General features: G+C 55.0%; 11 protein-coding genes and 1 tRNA gene. 5 read left to right on the top strand and 7 right to left on the bottom strand.

Features of this window, described 5'->3' with window-relative positions; all coding sequences use genetic code 11:
* Window positions 1-66: 66 nt before the first annotated feature.
* On the bottom strand, window positions 67-228 hold the full coding sequence (locus L1S32_RS08715) for a hypothetical protein (protein ID WP_278154636.1): 162 nt from the start codon (window positions 226-228) through the stop codon (window positions 67-69).
* A gap of 76 nt (window positions 229-304) precedes the next feature.
* Window positions 305-478, bottom strand: coding sequence for a hypothetical protein (locus L1S32_RS08710; RefSeq protein ID WP_278154635.1), 174 nt, complete (start codon window positions 476-478; stop codon window positions 305-307).
* A 61-nt stretch (window positions 479-539) separates the two neighbouring features.
* Here L1S32_RS08710 and L1S32_RS08705 point away from each other — a divergent pair, with 61 nt between their 5' ends.
* Window positions 540-932, top strand: a complete 393-nt coding sequence (locus L1S32_RS08705) for a metalloregulator ArsR/SmtB family transcription factor (protein WP_278154634.1) — start codon at window positions 540-542, stop codon at window positions 930-932.
* Window positions 933-1,125: 193 nt separating this feature from the next.
* Window positions 1,126-2,157, top strand: coding sequence for a DUF3089 domain-containing protein (locus L1S32_RS08700; protein ID WP_278154633.1), 1,032 nt, complete (start codon window positions 1,126-1,128; stop codon window positions 2,155-2,157).
* 42 nt (window positions 2,158-2,199) lie between these two features.
* On the opposite strand, the gene L1S32_RS08695 is transcribed toward L1S32_RS08700, so the two are convergent.
* Both L1S32_RS08695 and L1S32_RS08690 read right to left on the bottom strand, forming a co-directional pair.
* The gene (locus tag L1S32_RS08695; protein ID WP_278154632.1) at window positions 2,200-3,081 is read right to left on the bottom strand and encodes a mechanosensitive ion channel; all 882 of its coding nucleotides are present in this window, start codon (window positions 3,079-3,081) and stop codon (window positions 2,200-2,202) included.
* Window positions 3,082-3,331: 250 nt separating this feature from the next.
* A tRNA-Ser gene (locus L1S32_RS08690) sits at window positions 3,332-3,416 on the bottom strand.
* A 225-nt stretch (window positions 3,417-3,641) separates the two neighbouring features.
* Here L1S32_RS08690 and L1S32_RS08685 point away from each other — a divergent pair.
* Entirely contained in the window at window positions 3,642-4,469 is an 828-nt protein-coding gene (locus L1S32_RS08685; protein WP_278154631.1) for a restriction endonuclease, read from the top strand.
* A 270-nt stretch (window positions 4,470-4,739) separates the two neighbouring features.
* Here the strand turns inward: L1S32_RS08685 and L1S32_RS08680 are convergent, their stop codons facing one another.
* Window positions 4,740-5,639, bottom strand: a complete 900-nt coding sequence (locus tag L1S32_RS08680; RefSeq protein WP_278154630.1) for a prenyltransferase — start codon at window positions 5,637-5,639, stop codon at window positions 4,740-4,742.
* A gap of 138 nt (window positions 5,640-5,777) precedes the next feature.
* Between L1S32_RS08680 and L1S32_RS08675 the strand changes: the two genes are divergently transcribed.
* Together L1S32_RS08675 and L1S32_RS08670 are read left to right on the top strand one after the other, a co-directional pair.
* Complete coding sequence (locus L1S32_RS08675) at window positions 5,778-6,761, top strand: DUF523 and DUF1722 domain-containing protein (protein ID WP_278154629.1); 984 nt, start codon at window positions 5,778-5,780, stop codon at window positions 6,759-6,761.
* Between the two features lie 24 nt (window positions 6,762-6,785).
* Entirely contained in the window at window positions 6,786-7,379 is a 594-nt protein-coding gene (locus L1S32_RS08670; protein WP_278154628.1) for a DUF2179 domain-containing protein, read from the top strand.
* Window positions 7,380-7,566: 187 nt separating this feature from the next.
* Here L1S32_RS08670 and L1S32_RS08665 read toward each other — a convergent pair whose 3' ends face one another.
* Together L1S32_RS08665 and L1S32_RS08660 are read right to left on the bottom strand one after the other, a co-directional pair.
* Complete coding sequence (locus L1S32_RS08665; RefSeq protein ID WP_278154627.1) at window positions 7,567-11,475, bottom strand: lectin like domain-containing protein; 3,909 nt, start codon at window positions 11,473-11,475, stop codon at window positions 7,567-7,569.
* Between the two features lie 204 nt (window positions 11,476-11,679).
* Window positions 11,680-15,570 carry a lectin like domain-containing protein gene (locus L1S32_RS08660; RefSeq protein WP_278154626.1) on the bottom strand — a complete coding sequence of 1,297 codons (3,891 nt, stop codon included), beginning with the start codon at window positions 15,568-15,570 and terminating at the stop codon, window positions 11,680-11,682.
* Window positions 15,571-15,737 lie beyond the last annotated feature (167 nt).

Below are 15,737 nucleotides of genomic sequence, written 5' to 3'. Positions count from 1 at the left end.
ATGGGGTGATCGGGACCGTTCCGGCAGGCCCACCGTCAGAACCGGCTATGATGCCTGTTTCTCTTTTCAGTCCTTTTCTTCTGTCTCCGCATCCTCTTTCGGGACGACTCTGATTTCATTGGAACAGCAGCTGCACCCGTCACCGCACTCGCCGGCACAGCCCAGCATTGCCTTTTTTAGTATGTCTGCAAATCCGTATTTTGTTGGCTTCTGATTTTTTTCCGGCATAGGTCTGGAATCACTCCTGATGTTTCACTATTATTTGAACAGGTATGGCAGGAGCTGACAAATAATGGTTCGTATTTCAACATATTTTGAAATTGGTGTGGAGAATGAGATCAGATCTCGCACTCTCCTGCATATGGATGCCATCGTCTGCCCCTCCCCGTATCCGGGCATCATCTGTGGTAGGGCCGGACATCTCTCCGGCATAAAGACCGGGGTATAATCGATGACCGGCGGTAATCCCCTCTGCCATGCTCTGTCCCCCTGCCTGTCAGGCATAATTCTTATTGCCGGAACCGGGTACAGTATGTCAGATGCCTGTGAACCGGAAGAATTGCTGCCTGTCCTCTCCGGAAGGAAGGGGAAGGGATGGACATGGACTGCCTGAGGAGGTGGAAGAAGCCCTCATCGCCTGCGGCGGTGTCAGGGCAATGCAGGCACACCTCCCGGATCCAGATCGCCTGGCCTGTCTGTGTGCGGTTCACCGGGCCTGCGCAGACCCCGTCCGGCTGAAGATACTTTCGCTGCTCTCGACACAGCCCCTCTGTGTCTGTGTCATTAAGCAGGTGATTGGCATTGCCGACTCAAAGCTTTCCTATCACCTGAACGTGCTCAGGAAGGCAGGGCTCATCGAGGGTGAACCGCAGGGAAACTGGATCATCTACTCACTGACAGACGCCGGGCGGAGATGCACTGAAGGCTTTTGACAGAGCTTTGCCGGGTTTGAGAATGAAATTATGGTTTGGATGGATTGGAATTTGCTATAATCCCGAATTGTTTTCGTTTTGATGCACCCATCGCAAATGGGATCTTTTTTGATGTTCCCATCCAAGTGTTATTTGGATACAATCGTGCTGCATACGCAGCGAATACCGGGTTATCCTCTCTGGAGAAGTTCTGATGATTAAACATTCACATTTTCTGGTCTCACTCATTGCAATGGTGGGGGTCTGTTTTATTCTTACCTGCGGTTGCCTGAATGGAGAATCGTCCTCCCTGCCAAACGAAGATGCAGTCCGGCCTGCTGGTATCGATCCCGACCTGAATCCGGATTACAATGACCCGTACAACTGGCTCTCCCTGCCGTCCGTGCAGAAAGATGTCGATGTCTTTTATGTTTACCCGACCGTCAGTGCCAATGCAACCGGCCGCATGGATATCACCAGTGATGCAGAGCGGGCGCTGGCACAGGGCATATTCGACGCACAGGCAAGTGTGTATGAACCACATGCCAATGTGTTTGCGCCGTATTACCGGCAGATGACAACACAGGTTAAAATGACTGAGAGCGGCCTTGCAACCGATACGCCGGAGTTCAAACAGGGTGCCGCCGATGTGCAGGACGCCTTCGAGTATTACATCACCAATCTCAACGACGGCCGCCCGTTCATTATCGCCGGGCACAGCCAGGGGACGATGGCATTAATCGAGCTGATCAAAAACCGGTTCGGGGATGACGAAGAGCTCCGCAGCCGGATGGTTGCCGCCTACCTCATCGGATACACCGTAACGGATGCCGATCTGGCAGCAGCAAACCTGACTGCAGCAGAGCGGGCGGATGATACGGGAGTTGTTGTCACCTACAACACCCAGTCGCCAACATCCCTTGGCGGCCCCATGCTCATGGCCGGGGCACACTGCATCAATCCCCTGAACTGGAAGACGGATGATACCTATGCTCCAGCATCGGAAAACCTGGGTGCACGGTTCTATAACGATTCGACCGGTGAATTCCTGCGTGAAGTGGACACCTACTGTGACGCCCGGATTAACCTGACGTCCGGGGCACTCACCACGACCATCCCCGAGGGCGAAGAGCTCGACATCGGACCATACTCCGAAGGGGTCTATCACCGCTATGATTATGCATTCTGGTACCGGAACCTGGAGCAGAATGTTGGTGACCGGATTCGGGCATATTCTGAACAATAACCCTTTTTTGTTGATTGTTACGGATAATGTGTATCCGGCCCTTTAGATCCCGGATGATATCTTGTCCCCGCCTTCTGTGTTCCTTTCTGTGCTCCTGAACGCGACATCCACATGCGGGTACGGGATCTCAATGTCTGCTGCGGTGAACTCTCCATGCAGCGAGCGCAGGATGTCTGCCCGTGTGCTGTAGTAGTCAGGTGTCTGTGTCCAGCAGCGGAGCGTGAACTTTACGGATGAGTCCGCCATCTCAGAGAAGATGACCTTGGGTTCAGGGGTATCCAGCACCTTTGGGTGATCCCGTGCGATGGCAAGCGCGATCTGCACCACCTCGGTCATATCGGACTCATAGCTCACCCCGAATGACTGGTCGATACGGCGCTCCGGGTTTCTCGTATAGTTGATGATTGAGTCGTTCCAGGCCTTGCCGTTCGGTATGGTGATGATATTTGACCCGGCAGCGGTAATCTGGGTCGCCATGATGCCTATCTCCTGCACAATGCCCCAGTGGCCCGCGATGGTAACCTCCTCCCCCTTCTCAAAGAGGTTCATCGAGGCAATCCAGATGCCTGCCGCGAAGTTGTTGATGGTGTCTTTCATCCCGAAGGCGATGACAAGACCAACAATCGCAGAGAGGCCCAAAACGATGCCGTTGACGTCCACACCCAGGAAACTTGCGGCAATGAGGATGACGATGATGTAAAGAAGAATAGAGATAATTCTCCCGAGGAGGCCCGCTGCCACCTCGGTCAGATGCCCCTGTTTTTTGAGCACCCGTTTTATCCATCGGACGAGGACTTTAGCAATGATATATCCGATAACCAGCGTAAGGATGGCAAAGAGCAGTGCCTCCGGGGTGATATTCAGGGGACCATCCAAAAGGGATGCACCCGCCGGGATGCCTGTGTTTTCCGTAAAAATCTGCATATTTTTCACCTTTTTTTCTGCAACCATGAAAGGTGCAGCAGACCGGTGGTTTCCGGTAATATGCCACTGTAATGGGCGGTGATTATATAGTCATATCCCCGGAATCACGGGCTGAGACCCGGCAGGGATTATTCAGGGTGCCCCTTTGAACAGAAAAAGAGAAACGATCTGTGGTTTTCGGAACGTTTTGGCATTGAGAGGCCAAAATGCAGGTTCAATCCTGCACTGGCTCTTCCTGTTTCTGTGAAAACGCCGAGAGAGAGATTTGAACTCTCGTGGTGCAGAACACCAGAGGCTTTCGAGGCCCCCGCCTTTCCTGACTAGACTATCTCGGCACTAAAACTGTGCGGATTACCGTTGCCCTTCCGGGAGTATAATAGTAACGAAGAAGAAGTGCGGGGAAGCCTGGTCCGGACATGCCGGTCTTTTGCCGGCACGGTGAACAAATGATCATGTTTTTCCGGCACAAAGAACGGATCTACATAGTAAGCGGTGCCCGGATTGAGTTTCCTTCACTCATCTGTACCGGAAAAGCCGCATCCAAAGGAGCATCATAAGGTATGAAACACGTAATCAAGGCGGACGGAACACGCCAGCCCTATGACCGCTACCGGGTGATGCGGACGGCCCGCAATTACGGTGTTCCGGACGACTATGTCATTGAAGTCGCCGCAGAGGTTGAACGGCACCTGTATGACGGCATCCGCACCCGGGATGTCCTGCGCATGATCCACACCTATGCACGCAAATATCAGCCGGGGGTTGAAGGCCGGACAAATGTCCGGAGGGCGATTGGTATGCTCAGTCCGAAACCGGACTTCGAACTCTATGTCCGTGCCCTCTTAAAAGGCTCCGGCTATGAGGTGGAAGAAGGCAGGATACTCAAAGGGCGGTGCGGTGAGCATGAGGTGGATGCCATCGCCCGCAAGGACGGCATCACCTATTTTGTCGAGGTCAAGCACCACCACAACCATCACCGCATGACCGGCCTTGATGAGGGTCGCATCGCACGGGCCATCGTTGAGGATGTGCAGGAAGGTTACAAATCCGGACGAAACCATTTCACCATCGATAAGGCGATGATCGTCTGCAACACCAAACTCTCCGCCCATGCAAAACAGTACGCCGCCTGCTGGGATATCAAACACATCGGCTGGGACAATCCAAAAGAGGAGAATATCGCATCAATGGTTGCCAACCGGAGGCTCTGCCCGATAACGCTCATCAAAGGCGTCAATGCCCGGATGAGAAAGAGACTGGTGAATGCGGGGATTGTGACGGTGGGGCAGCTGCTGGGGGAGTCTCCGGATGTAGTGGCAGAGAAGTCGGGCATCCCGGTAGAGGAGATTCGATTCCTGGCGGACCGGGCGAAGAAGCTGGAACCGTGATGCTGCACCCGTTTTTCCGTGCCAAACCTGTTTTTTAGCAGCAGAGAGGGTAATTCCCTCTATTCGTTTTTCCTTTATCTCCTCACCCCGTTGGCACCGGCCAATAGAAGTGAGGGGCAGCATACTATGGTAAATTTTGATTCAGACTGATTTCAGGGGTTAATGCCGAATGAAGGGCCGAAAAATGGCGGCCCTTCGCTGAAGTGCCATCGCCTCCGGGATCACTGAACCGCGGTCACCTGTCTCCTCCGGCAGCATTTCCTTCGTATTTTATGGAATAATGTTCATCAGAAGGAATCCGTCAGCCAGCAGACAGAACAATGCCACTGCCATGACATTTTCCTGCATGCGATGGTTCTGCACAACAGCCGTTTGTGTGGCGGGATAACCCCGGATGCCGGCGGCAAGGGGGATGAGCGAGAAGAGGGCGACTGCGAGAAACCCTCCGATGAAGGCAGAAAGCATCAGGTACCAGAGTGTCGCAGCAAGTGCGGAGATGATGATGACCTGCTGGCCAAACTGCCTTCCCCGTATCGCCACGAGGGTCCGCTTGCCCGCACGCCGGTCCGCCTCCGCATCCGGGATCTCGACACTCATGATAAAATAGCATCCGTAGCAGAAAAGCGGGATGCAGAAGAGTGCAAAGGCAGGATCTATCCCTTCCGCAATGACCAGATAGCCCATTACCGGGACCACCCCGCCGATACCGATGGCGGTTGCAGCCTCTCCCCATCCCCGTGCCACAAACCTGAGAGGGGGTGCCGAGTAGTACCAGCCAAGCAGGTTGCCAAAAAGGGCAAGGGCGAGGAAGGAGAGGGAGTCCGGGAAGAGGATGTAAAATATCAGGCCCGCACACAGCGAGAGGGCAATGAGAAGGATACCCAGACGGTATGCGGCAACCGCCAGATCCGGGCGCCGGACAAGCACCCCGCTTCCGCCTGCAATCGCCGATGGAGTTCCGAAACGGTCTGAATCGCGGTCGAAATATTCATTGCTGTAGGAGACCGAGAGATGGCCCAGCCCCATTGTCAGGTATCCTAAGAGAAAGCGGTTCAGGGAAAAGGCGGCACCCCGATATGCCGCAAGAAGCGTCCCCATCGAAAAGAGCAGAAATCCGGCGATAAGGAAGCGAAAACGTCCGATTCGTATGATCTCTGTAATATTTTCCATTCCCGTTATACCACCACTGTCGATTGTCTTTTCGCATGAACCATGCAGGTGAACGGGGATATATATTGCCCCGGTCAATAGGCATATAAACTCTCGTGTCATCACTTCGTCGTGGCAGGATGCCCGGAGAGGATGCGTATGGTAAGGAGTTTTGTAACCCCGACGGTGGTGGTGAGCAGGTGCATCGAATTCGATCACTGCCGGTGGAACGGCGACATGATCACCAGCCATATTGTGGACCGGCTGAAGGAGTTTGTCGATTTTATCCCTGTCTGTGCGGAGATGGAGATGGGCCTCGGGGTGCCGCGTGACCCCATCCGTATCGTCGGCGGCAAAGCAGGTGAGCATCTGATTCAGCCGGCAACCGGACGGGACGTATCAGATGAGATGACCCTGTTTGCGGAGTCGTTTCTCGATACCCTCCCCCCTGTCGACGGGTTTATCCTGAAAAACAAGTCCCCGTCCTGCGGGGTGAAGGAGGTGAAGGTGTATGCAGGCCCGGACAAGGGGGGCAGCATCGGCAAGACGGACGGGTTCTTTGCCCGGGCGGTGCTCGCCCGGTACCCTGACATGCCGGTCGAAGACGAGGGGCGGCTGCGCAACATGCGTATCCGGGACCACTTCCTCACGCGGCTGTACACCTTCTCGGAGTTTCAGACGGTGCAGGCGTCAGAGCGTCTGAATGCCCTTGTCCGGTTCCATTCGGAGAACAAACTGATGCTCATGGCCCATAACCAGACGCTTGAGCGGGAGATGGGCAGAACGGTTGCAAACCCTGACCGTATTGCACCCGCTCTTGTGCTGGAGCGCTATCGTGAACAGCTCATCCATGCACTCTCAACAGCACCGCGCTATACCGCAAACATCAATGTGCTCCTGCACGCGAGCGGCTATTTCCGGGACCGGCTGAATCACGAGGAGAAGGCCTTCTTCCTGGACGCCGTGCAGAAATATCGGGAGGGGCGTGTCTCCATCTGTGCCCCGAAAAATATCCTCAAGGCGTGGATCGTCCGGTTTGGCGAGGAGAATCTTGACAATCAGACGTTCTTTGCCCCGTACCCCGACCAGCTGATGGAGCTTGACCCGCTGGACCTCGACCGCGGCCGCGACCTCTGGACCTAACCCCCCCTCTGGAGCATGATTACGATGGATTTCACATTTGTTCAGGATCCCCAGTTTTTTTCTCTGGTGATCCTTCCGCTGCTCATCTTCTTCGCCCGTGTCGCAGATGTCACATTCGGGACGCTCCGCATCATCTTCATTTCGCGGGGGATGAAACTGCTTGCCCCCGTTGTCGCCTTCTTCGAGATCCTGATCTGGCTGGTTGCCATCGGACAGATTTTTCAGGATATCGGGAGCATCGTCAATATTCTCGCCTATTCGGCCGGATTTGCGGTCGGCAACTTTGTCGGCATCCTCGTGGAGGAGCGGATGGCAATCGGGCTCAATCTCATCCGGATCATTACCCAGTACGATGCAGAAGACCTGATCTCAGCACTGAAATCCGGTGGATACGGGGTGACCGCCGTGGACGGGGCCGGCAAACACGGTCCGGTAAAGCTGATCTTTCTGGTTGTGAAGCGAAAGGACATTGAAGAGGTGATCGGGATGGTGCAGCACTTCAATCCGAATGCCTTCTACACCATCGCAGATGTCCGTTCCGCGAAGGGAGGGGACATCCCCCATCTCTACCGGAAGCCGCGGAAACGAAGGTTCGGACAGGCCCGGAAAGAGAAATGAGAAGGGGTGGGATCACCGTTCCCCCTGCCTATCAGGCAGGCAAATGAATCAGTGTTCCTTCATGGGCTGGCTATGTAAAAAGAGCAGTGGCCTTCCATCTTCACCACCTAAGACGATTCCCGCGGGAACGAATCTGAAAAGAAAAAAGGTGCCGGATTGTCCGGTTTCTGATTTACATCTATCTCATTCACCGTCGCCGGAAGAGCAGGGCAGCGCATGCCCCCATACCGCCAATGACCGGGATGAGGCCCGGCGGACTCTTCTGCGGCGTGGCAGTGCTTTCTGCCGGGGCAGTATTCTCTTCTTCAGGGATGGCAACCGTCACCTGCGGTTCTGTGGCGGTTTCGTTTGCCGGTTCTGCAGTGACGGTGATGCCGACATCAGCCGTCTCTGTTCCGGTCTGCGCAGGAGCGGTCTTTGTCACCGGGTTTTCTCCTGCACTTTCGGCGATGGCAAAGGTGGAGAAGCCCGGCGTTATGGCTGTGAATGACACCCATCCGCCTTCTTCACCGATGATGGAGGTCGGAAGCTCCTGCCATGCCCCGTCGTGGAAGCGCCACAAGGCGACATCCGCCGGAGCGAGCCCTTCTGCCCTCAGCCATGCAGCGGGTACGCGGAATGAGAATTCAGCCTCCCCGACCTCTTCGTCCGTCATGCCGCTGAGCTCTGCTGTGAGATACTGGTAGACCGGCCCGGTGAGGCCGTCCGGGCCGTTTGGAGCCGGATCCACGGTAAGGAGTATTCTCCCGGTCCCTTCCGCTGCGGTGACCGTCACCATCTGCACCGCTGTGCCGGTGAAAGTGAGGGTTGCCGAATCTCCGGCACGCAGGGCGGGGGATGTTGCCATGTCAGCTGAAGGGTCATCACGTCCTGAATCCGGGTTTTCGTCCAGATACCAGACAATGGGACTCACCAACGGACAGGTGTCCGTCTCATTTCCGTACATCGTGAAGGGTGTATCCCCGATGCCGTCATGGGTGGTGTCGGTGCCGGTGTAGGAACTCCAGTAGTTGCCCATCGTCCGGGTGAATGCCTGCCCATTGTACCAGTAAGTCTCTTCTGTGGGTGATTGCCAGATGACACTCCCCTGCACCTCATCTGTCGATGCGGCATCCGCTCCTGATATCTCACCCGTCATGGAGAACGTTTCGTCATGGTATTTTGTATCCGGGAATGCATCATGCCACAACAACCTGTCGTCCCCTCTCCGGTCCGGGACTCCTGTCATCACCGGAAACTGTCTGTCTGTGGCGGGAATGCCTGTGGCAGAAATGTCTGCGTCTGCATCTCCCGGCGTCAGCACGAAGTCATTGCGGTATACATGGACACCTCCATCCGGATACCATACGAAAATCTCCGGATATACTGATCCCGAAAAGGAGTTTTCCCGCACCACGGAATCGTTCAGAATCATCTGTGCCTGTTCTGAGCAGTTTTCTACCGTATTGCCGGTGATCTCTGCTCCATCGACTGAGATCAGCATGCCCATTCCCACGTCATTGCACTCGACAGCATTGTTGGAGGCGGTGACCCTCTCTACGTTTCCAATCAGGATTCCATATTTGGTGACATCCATCGTGTTTTCGGATACGGTGATCATATCTGCATTTATGATGTCGATGCCGTACCCCGTGCCGTCTTCTATTCTGTTTCCGGCCACAATTACCCCGGATATATCATTTCCTGCCACACCGATTGAGTCTTCATCGCCGCTCATGGTGTTGTTTGTTATGAGAAAGTCATTCCCTCTTTCGAGTGACACCCCTGCACCGTTGTTCTGGTATGCAAAATTGTTTCCTGCTGCCTGCAGTCCGTTGGTTTCTTCGGCAAAAATGCCACGATACATGTCCGGACCAAATGAAGAGTCATGTACGGTGATATTCTCCGAGGAAGAAGCCCACACTCCGTCGCTAAATATCTTGTTAGCAGTTACATTCTCCACATACACGTCCCGGCAGAAGAGGAGGGTAATTCCGTCTCCGATGGCCTCTGTTGTGGTGTCACGGATGGTGATGTCCGTAGAGTTCACACAGATGACGGCTCCTGCGTTGGAGGAGGCATCGATGGTCTCCCCGGATACACCCTCCCGGTATATGACCGGCCGGCTGTTCACCGTGACGGTCTCATCAATGGTGTTGCCGGGGTTTTCGTATCCGTCCCAGTAAATGAGATTGTACGAATTGTCGTGCATTGTGCTTGTCGATAAGGAGAGGCCCTGCACGGCCCTGATATAAATGCCGAACTTGCAGCCGGTGATTTCAGTGTCAGACAATGTGCAGTCATTTCCTGAGATACCCACGGCAAGGTTTTCCCCCTCCTTTCCATCAAAGGAGAACCCGGAGATGGTGCAGTTGTCCGCATCAATTTCCATGCCAATCCAATCCTCCGGGGGGACAATAAGCGGCATCCCCACACCGAAGAGGGTGACCGTTTTGTTCAGCATCAGCGCTTCGGGGTAGGTGCCTGCTTCAACGATGATGGTGTCACCGGATACTGCGGCATTCACTGCAGCCTGAATGGTTGCATAATCGCGTGGGACGACGGTTAGAGGGCTGGTGTGCGCCTTGATGCAGACATTGGTGTCCCGTGAGAGTGCGGTGAGATCCTCCCATAGCTTCCCGTCATCACTCACATAACTCTCGCCTGCTTCTGCTGTCGCACGGGAGGAGTAATCCTCAATCGGCATCTCCACGACAAGCGGGTGAGTATCGGTCGGGGAGAAGACTTCAAGGACTACCGAGAATACCTCTCCCGGCAGGAGAGTGACTGCCTTTGGCAGGGAGATGGTGTGGTATCCCGGCAGGGCACAGGTGCCATTTGTCCATGCGACCGGTGCGGCGTCGCCCACCGGGGTGTTGAAGTTCGTGAAGATGGCTACGGTGTAGTCCGTCTCCGGCTCCCGGGTGTAGAAGCTCACATCGGTGAGTGCTTCATACCTATCTGCGGTGAAGACATTCGCCCCATAGAAGGTGGTGGATGCACCGGTGCCGATGCTTGTTGTCCATCCAAGAGGGTCATACTGGTAGATGTGTACGTCTGGATCTGCCGGAACACTGGTATAGAGCACTCCCGCGGTCCAGTAGTTCTCATGATCCCCATTAAAAACCTGTTCATTATCCACGAACATGCAGATTATGGGATCATAATATGAGATGTAGAAATATCCGTCCTCCCCGACACCGGTGCCCCAGCTGTTTTTCAGAATGAAGGCACCGTCACCCGGCGCCTCAACGGCAAAGGCCTCTTTCGGGAAGGTATCATTCCACCCGACAAGCGTAACACCATGACCGCCGTCGATAGCATATGACTCGCCCGGCCAGTAATACGTGGTGTAGTTGTCAGCAAAACAGGATTTGTTCACAATGAATCCAACCGAGATAGCACCTTCGTCCATGAGTGCCTGCTGAAACGCGCTGTTGTCAAGAGGGCCCGTTCGTGGCGGCAGGAAAGTGATGTCACGGACGTCAAGGACTGGTGAAAGACTGGCGGGTGAGATGGAGGAGGGCACCGGGAGTGCATAGGGGTCATCTGCATCCTGCACCGGCCCGCTCCCGCGGGTAAAATAAGCGGCGGACATGAAATCATATCCTCCGTTGCACGGCCCATTATCAAATCCGTTGGGGTAGAGGTTTGAGCAGAGATTCTTCAGATTGTTCTCAGATAAGTCCTCTGCCTCACCGGAATCGGTCAGATACGTTGACTCAAGGGAGCCGATTGTGGCAAATGCCCAGCAACTGCCGCACCAGCCCTGATCACGGACCGGGGTCACACGGCCTTCATCGCGGAGATCAAAGTGTGCGGGGAATGGTGTTGTGTCGGTATCCGCCTCTGCCGTATACCCGTCCGTCCAGACAACGACCGCCGGTGAAGGGAGCAGACCGGTTGCATAGGGGGTGCCGGTATCGAGTGTCGGACATGAATCCCCACAGCATTCGACGGAATACTGGTCGATCTCACCCGCATCCAGCCCTTCTGTATATGCAACAAATGCCGGATTGAGCGGTGCCTGTTCGATTGTGAGTGCTGCTGCCCCCTGTACGAGGATGAGGGCAGTGATGAGCAGAACTGTTGATCTGTAAAACGGAATGGGAACCATGAATCACCATACTCTGTAATATGAATCAGTCATCTGAATCAGCCATTAAGGTGCTGGAATGTGCCACTGTCCAGTGTTCTGGAGGGAGACAGGCATCCAACGGACTCGTATCCCTGAAAGAAGCTGTAGTAAAAGAGGCTGGAGAAATATATTGGGATGATGGAAAGAGAACCAGGTGCTGGCGGTTCTCAGTTATTTCTGTGTTTATCGTCGTTTCCGGAAGAGAAGTGCAGCACCTGCTGCTCCGCCAATGAAGGGGATTACCCCAAGCGGGGTCTCCTGCGGGGTCGTGGCCTCTTCTGTCGGGTCTGCCGTCGGCTCTTCTTCAGGAATAACAACTGTTACCGATGGTTCTGAGACACCGGAGATGTTCTCTTCCGCAGTCTCTGTTCCGGTATCTTCAACCGGTACTGCCGGTCCGGTGGTGACTGGCACCGTCTGTCCGTCACCTGTGGCGATGGCAAAGGTTGAGAACCCGGGTGTTGTAGCCGTAAAGTGTATCCATCCGCCTCCTTCACTGACAAGTGTGGTGGGGAGCTCCTGCCATGCCCCGTCGTGGAAGCGCCAGAGGGTTATTTCTGTGGGAAGAATCCCTTCTGCCCTCAGCCATGCGGTGGGCACCCGGAAGGAGAATTCAGCCTCACTGATTTCATCGTCCGTCATGCCGCTGAGGCCGACAGAGAGATACTGGTAGATCGGGCCGGTGAGGCCGTCCGGGCCGTTAGGAGCCGGATCCACGGTGAGGAGTATTCTCCCGGTCCCTTCCGCTGCGGTGACCGTCACCGTCTGCACCGCAGAACCGGTGAAGGTGAGGGTTGCCGCATCTCCGGCACTCAGGGCAGGGGATGTCGCCATGTCAGAGGAAGTGCCTTCATCATCGGATGAAGGGTCTTCGTCCAGGTACCAGGCAAATTCTCTCATCAGTGGATAGCTGTCGATGGTGTAATTCTGATAGACAAACGGCGTCCCTATGCCGTCATGGTTGGTGTCAGTGCCGGTGTAGGTGCTCCAGTAGTTGCCCATGAAATTTGTGAAGCCCTGCCCGCGGTACCAGTAGGTCTCCCCGGTCGGTGAATTCCACACTGCTGTATCCCAGCCCACATTCATACTTGCTGTATACTGTTCCGGGATGTCGGCAGTGGCGGTGATCGTATCGTACCCGGACGGCGTGCTCTGGAACGGATTGTCCGAATCCCCGTCGTTTTGGAGGAGACCATCCCACAGACTGCTGCCAAAATGCCCCCCGGTCACCGCCTGCATCTCCGGGAGAGTGCCTGCTGTCCCGGTGGCGCCTGCGATGAATACATTCGCATCCGGCCCTGCCGCAGGCTCTGTCAGCACGAAGTCATTACGATAGACATAGACGTCCGCGCCCGACTCCACGACATCGATAATCGGATAATCTGCACCGGAGAAGTGGTTCTCCCGCACCACGGAGTTGTTCAGGATCATCAATGCCTGTTCCGAGCAGTTCTCTGCGGTATTTCCGACGACATCGGCTCCATCTGCGACGATTCCGAGAGCGAAGCCGGTATCATTGCAGCGGATGGTATTGTCAGATACCTGAATGTTCCATGCCGTTTCCATGATGATCCCGAAGGATGAGGCGTCAATCGTGTTGTCGCCCACGTCCACGTTCTCTCCCAACAGGATGCCAATACCCATTCCTGTGTCATCACTGATGGTATTGCCGGCAACAGAGCTGTTGATAAGAATGAGTCCTATTATACCGATACCATCCGTGCCGCTGGTGATGGTGTTGTTCAGTATGGCGGCGTTCTCCGCCATTATGAGGTATATCCCCGGACCATCAACGCAGGCGATCTCATTTTTCTCTGCCAAAAACCCGTTTACTTCCGATATTCTCATGCCATACCGCATATCCGGGCCAAATGAAGAGTCCTGCACCGTGACATTCTCTGCGGCAACGACCAGTATTCCACTAGAATCCTGATCTGCGGTGATATTCTCCACCATTACATTCCGGCAGTACTGCAGATTGATCCCGTCGTTCATTGCCTCAGTCGTGGTGTCACGGATGGTGATATCCGTACAGTTCACACAGATGACGGCTCCAGCATTCGAGGAGGCGTCAATGGTCTCTCCTGACACACTCTCCCGGTAAATGACCGGCCGGCCGTTCACCGTGACGGATTCGTCAATCCTATTGCCGGGGCTCTGCACATGGCCTGCGTATTCGAGATTGTTTTTATTACCGTGCAGCGCGGTGGTGGAAAGCGAGAGTCCCGTGATATCACTGATATAAAGGCCCTCTTTGTATCCGGTGATCCCGACATCGCGGATGGTACAGTTGTCACCCATAATTCCCATGCCGCCGAGTGCAGTTCCGTTTCCATCGAATACGAACCCTGTGATGGTGGCGGTGTCTGTATCAATCCCGATGCCGATCCCGTCCTCCGGGGTGGCAACAACCGGCATCCCCACACCGAAGATGGTGACCGGCTGTTCCAGCACCAGTTCTTCGGGGTAGGTGCCGTTTTCGACAATGATTATGTCACCGGATGCGGCGGCATCCACTGCCGCCTGAATGGTTGTATAATCGCGTGGCACGACGGTTAGCGGACTGGTGAACGCCTTGATGCAGACATTGGTGTCCGGGTATATTTCGGTCAGGTCTGCCCATTCTTCTCCGTTCGTGCTTACATAACTCTCACCCGGTTCTGCTGTCGCACTGGATGAGTAATCCTCAATGGGCATCTCCACGACAAGGGGGTGGGTGTCGGTCGGAGAGGATATTTCGAGGACCACCGAGAAAACCTCTCCGGGCATCAGGGGGACTGAATCCGGGAGCGGGATGGTGTGGTATCCGGGCAGGTCAGCGGTGCCGGACGTCCATGTGACCGGTGCGGCGTCACCCGGCGGGGTGGTGAAGTTGGTGAAGATGGCAACCGTGTAGTCTGTCTCCGGCTCGCGGGTGTAGAAACTCACATCGGTGAGCGCTTCGTATCCGTCTGCGGTGAAGACATTGCCCGCATAGAGGGTGGTAGACGTGCCGGTACCGATGTTTGTGGTTCCTCCGAGAGGGTCATACTGGTATATCTGTCTCTCGTCGTCAGCAGGCACGCCGGTGAATACGACAGGTTCGGCAGTATCGAGTGAGCGGTCATAATAGGAGATATAGAAGTATCCCTCCTCCCCTGCACCGGTGCCCCAGCTGTTTTTGAGGATGAAGGCCCCGTCACCCGGTGGTGTGATGGCAAACTCCTCTTTCGGGAAGGCATCATCCCACCCGATGAGCGTGACGGCATGGCCCCCTATCGAGGGGTATCCCGCATCCGGGCGATAATATGTGGTCCAGTTGTCTGCAAAGCAGGACCAGTTTACCAGGAATCGGATCCGGATGGCACCTTCATCCATGAGCATCTGCTTTAAGAGGCCGTTATCGAGAGGAGCTGTCCGTGTCGGCAGAAAGGTTATTTCGTGGGTGTCGAGCACCGGCGGAAGATCGGTGGGTGAGATGGTGGACGGGACCGGGAGTGCATACGGGTCGTCTGCCTCCTGCACCGGCCCGCTTCCGCGGGTGAGGTAGGCTGCAGACATAAAGGCGTTCCCTCCGTTGCAGGGGTCTCTGTCATATCCGTCCGGGTAGAGGTTTGAACAGAGGTTTTTCATATGGTTTTCAGAGACGTTTTCTGCTGTCCCTGTATCGGTGAGATAGGTCGATTCAAGCGAGCCATACGCGGCAAATGCCCAGCAGCTGCCGCAATCTCCCTGATCACGGACCTGCGTGACTCTGCCTTCGTCCCGAAGATCAAACCGGGCGGGGAATGCCACTTCGTCAGCAGTTGTTGCCCGATAGATATCAGATGCAGAGGTGTCCGTCCGGACCATCATTAGAGGGGCGGGGATATCCCCGGCTGCAAAGGGCATTTTGTCGGTGCCTGCCGCAGAACAGGAATCTCCGGAGCATGCGATGGAATACTGGCCGATGTCATCTGCATCGAGCCCTTCCGTGTATGCAACAAATGCCGGATTGAGCGGTGCCTGTTCGATTGTAAGTGCTGATGCCCCCGGTATGAGAATGAGGGCGGCAATGAGAAAAAGTGCTGATATGTTTCGTGATAGGGAATTCATGATGTCACCGTGAACAGAGACGTGTCATCAGAATCCGGTATAAAGGTGCTGGAATGTACGTGTATCGGGTATCGATCAAAATATTCGTTTCATTTAAATGCGTTTTTCCGCGAATACCTGTCAAAAAAGAGATTTCCGGGATGCCGGGTGATTCCGGGACCTCCGGT

This window comes from Methanogenium sp. S4BF, assembly GCF_029633965.1.
Taxonomy (GTDB): Archaea; Halobacteriota; Methanomicrobia; order Methanomicrobiales; family Methanomicrobiaceae; genus Methanogenium.
The sequence above is the reverse complement of the archived record's forward strand: the minus strand, read 5'-3'. Positions and strand labels throughout refer to the sequence as shown.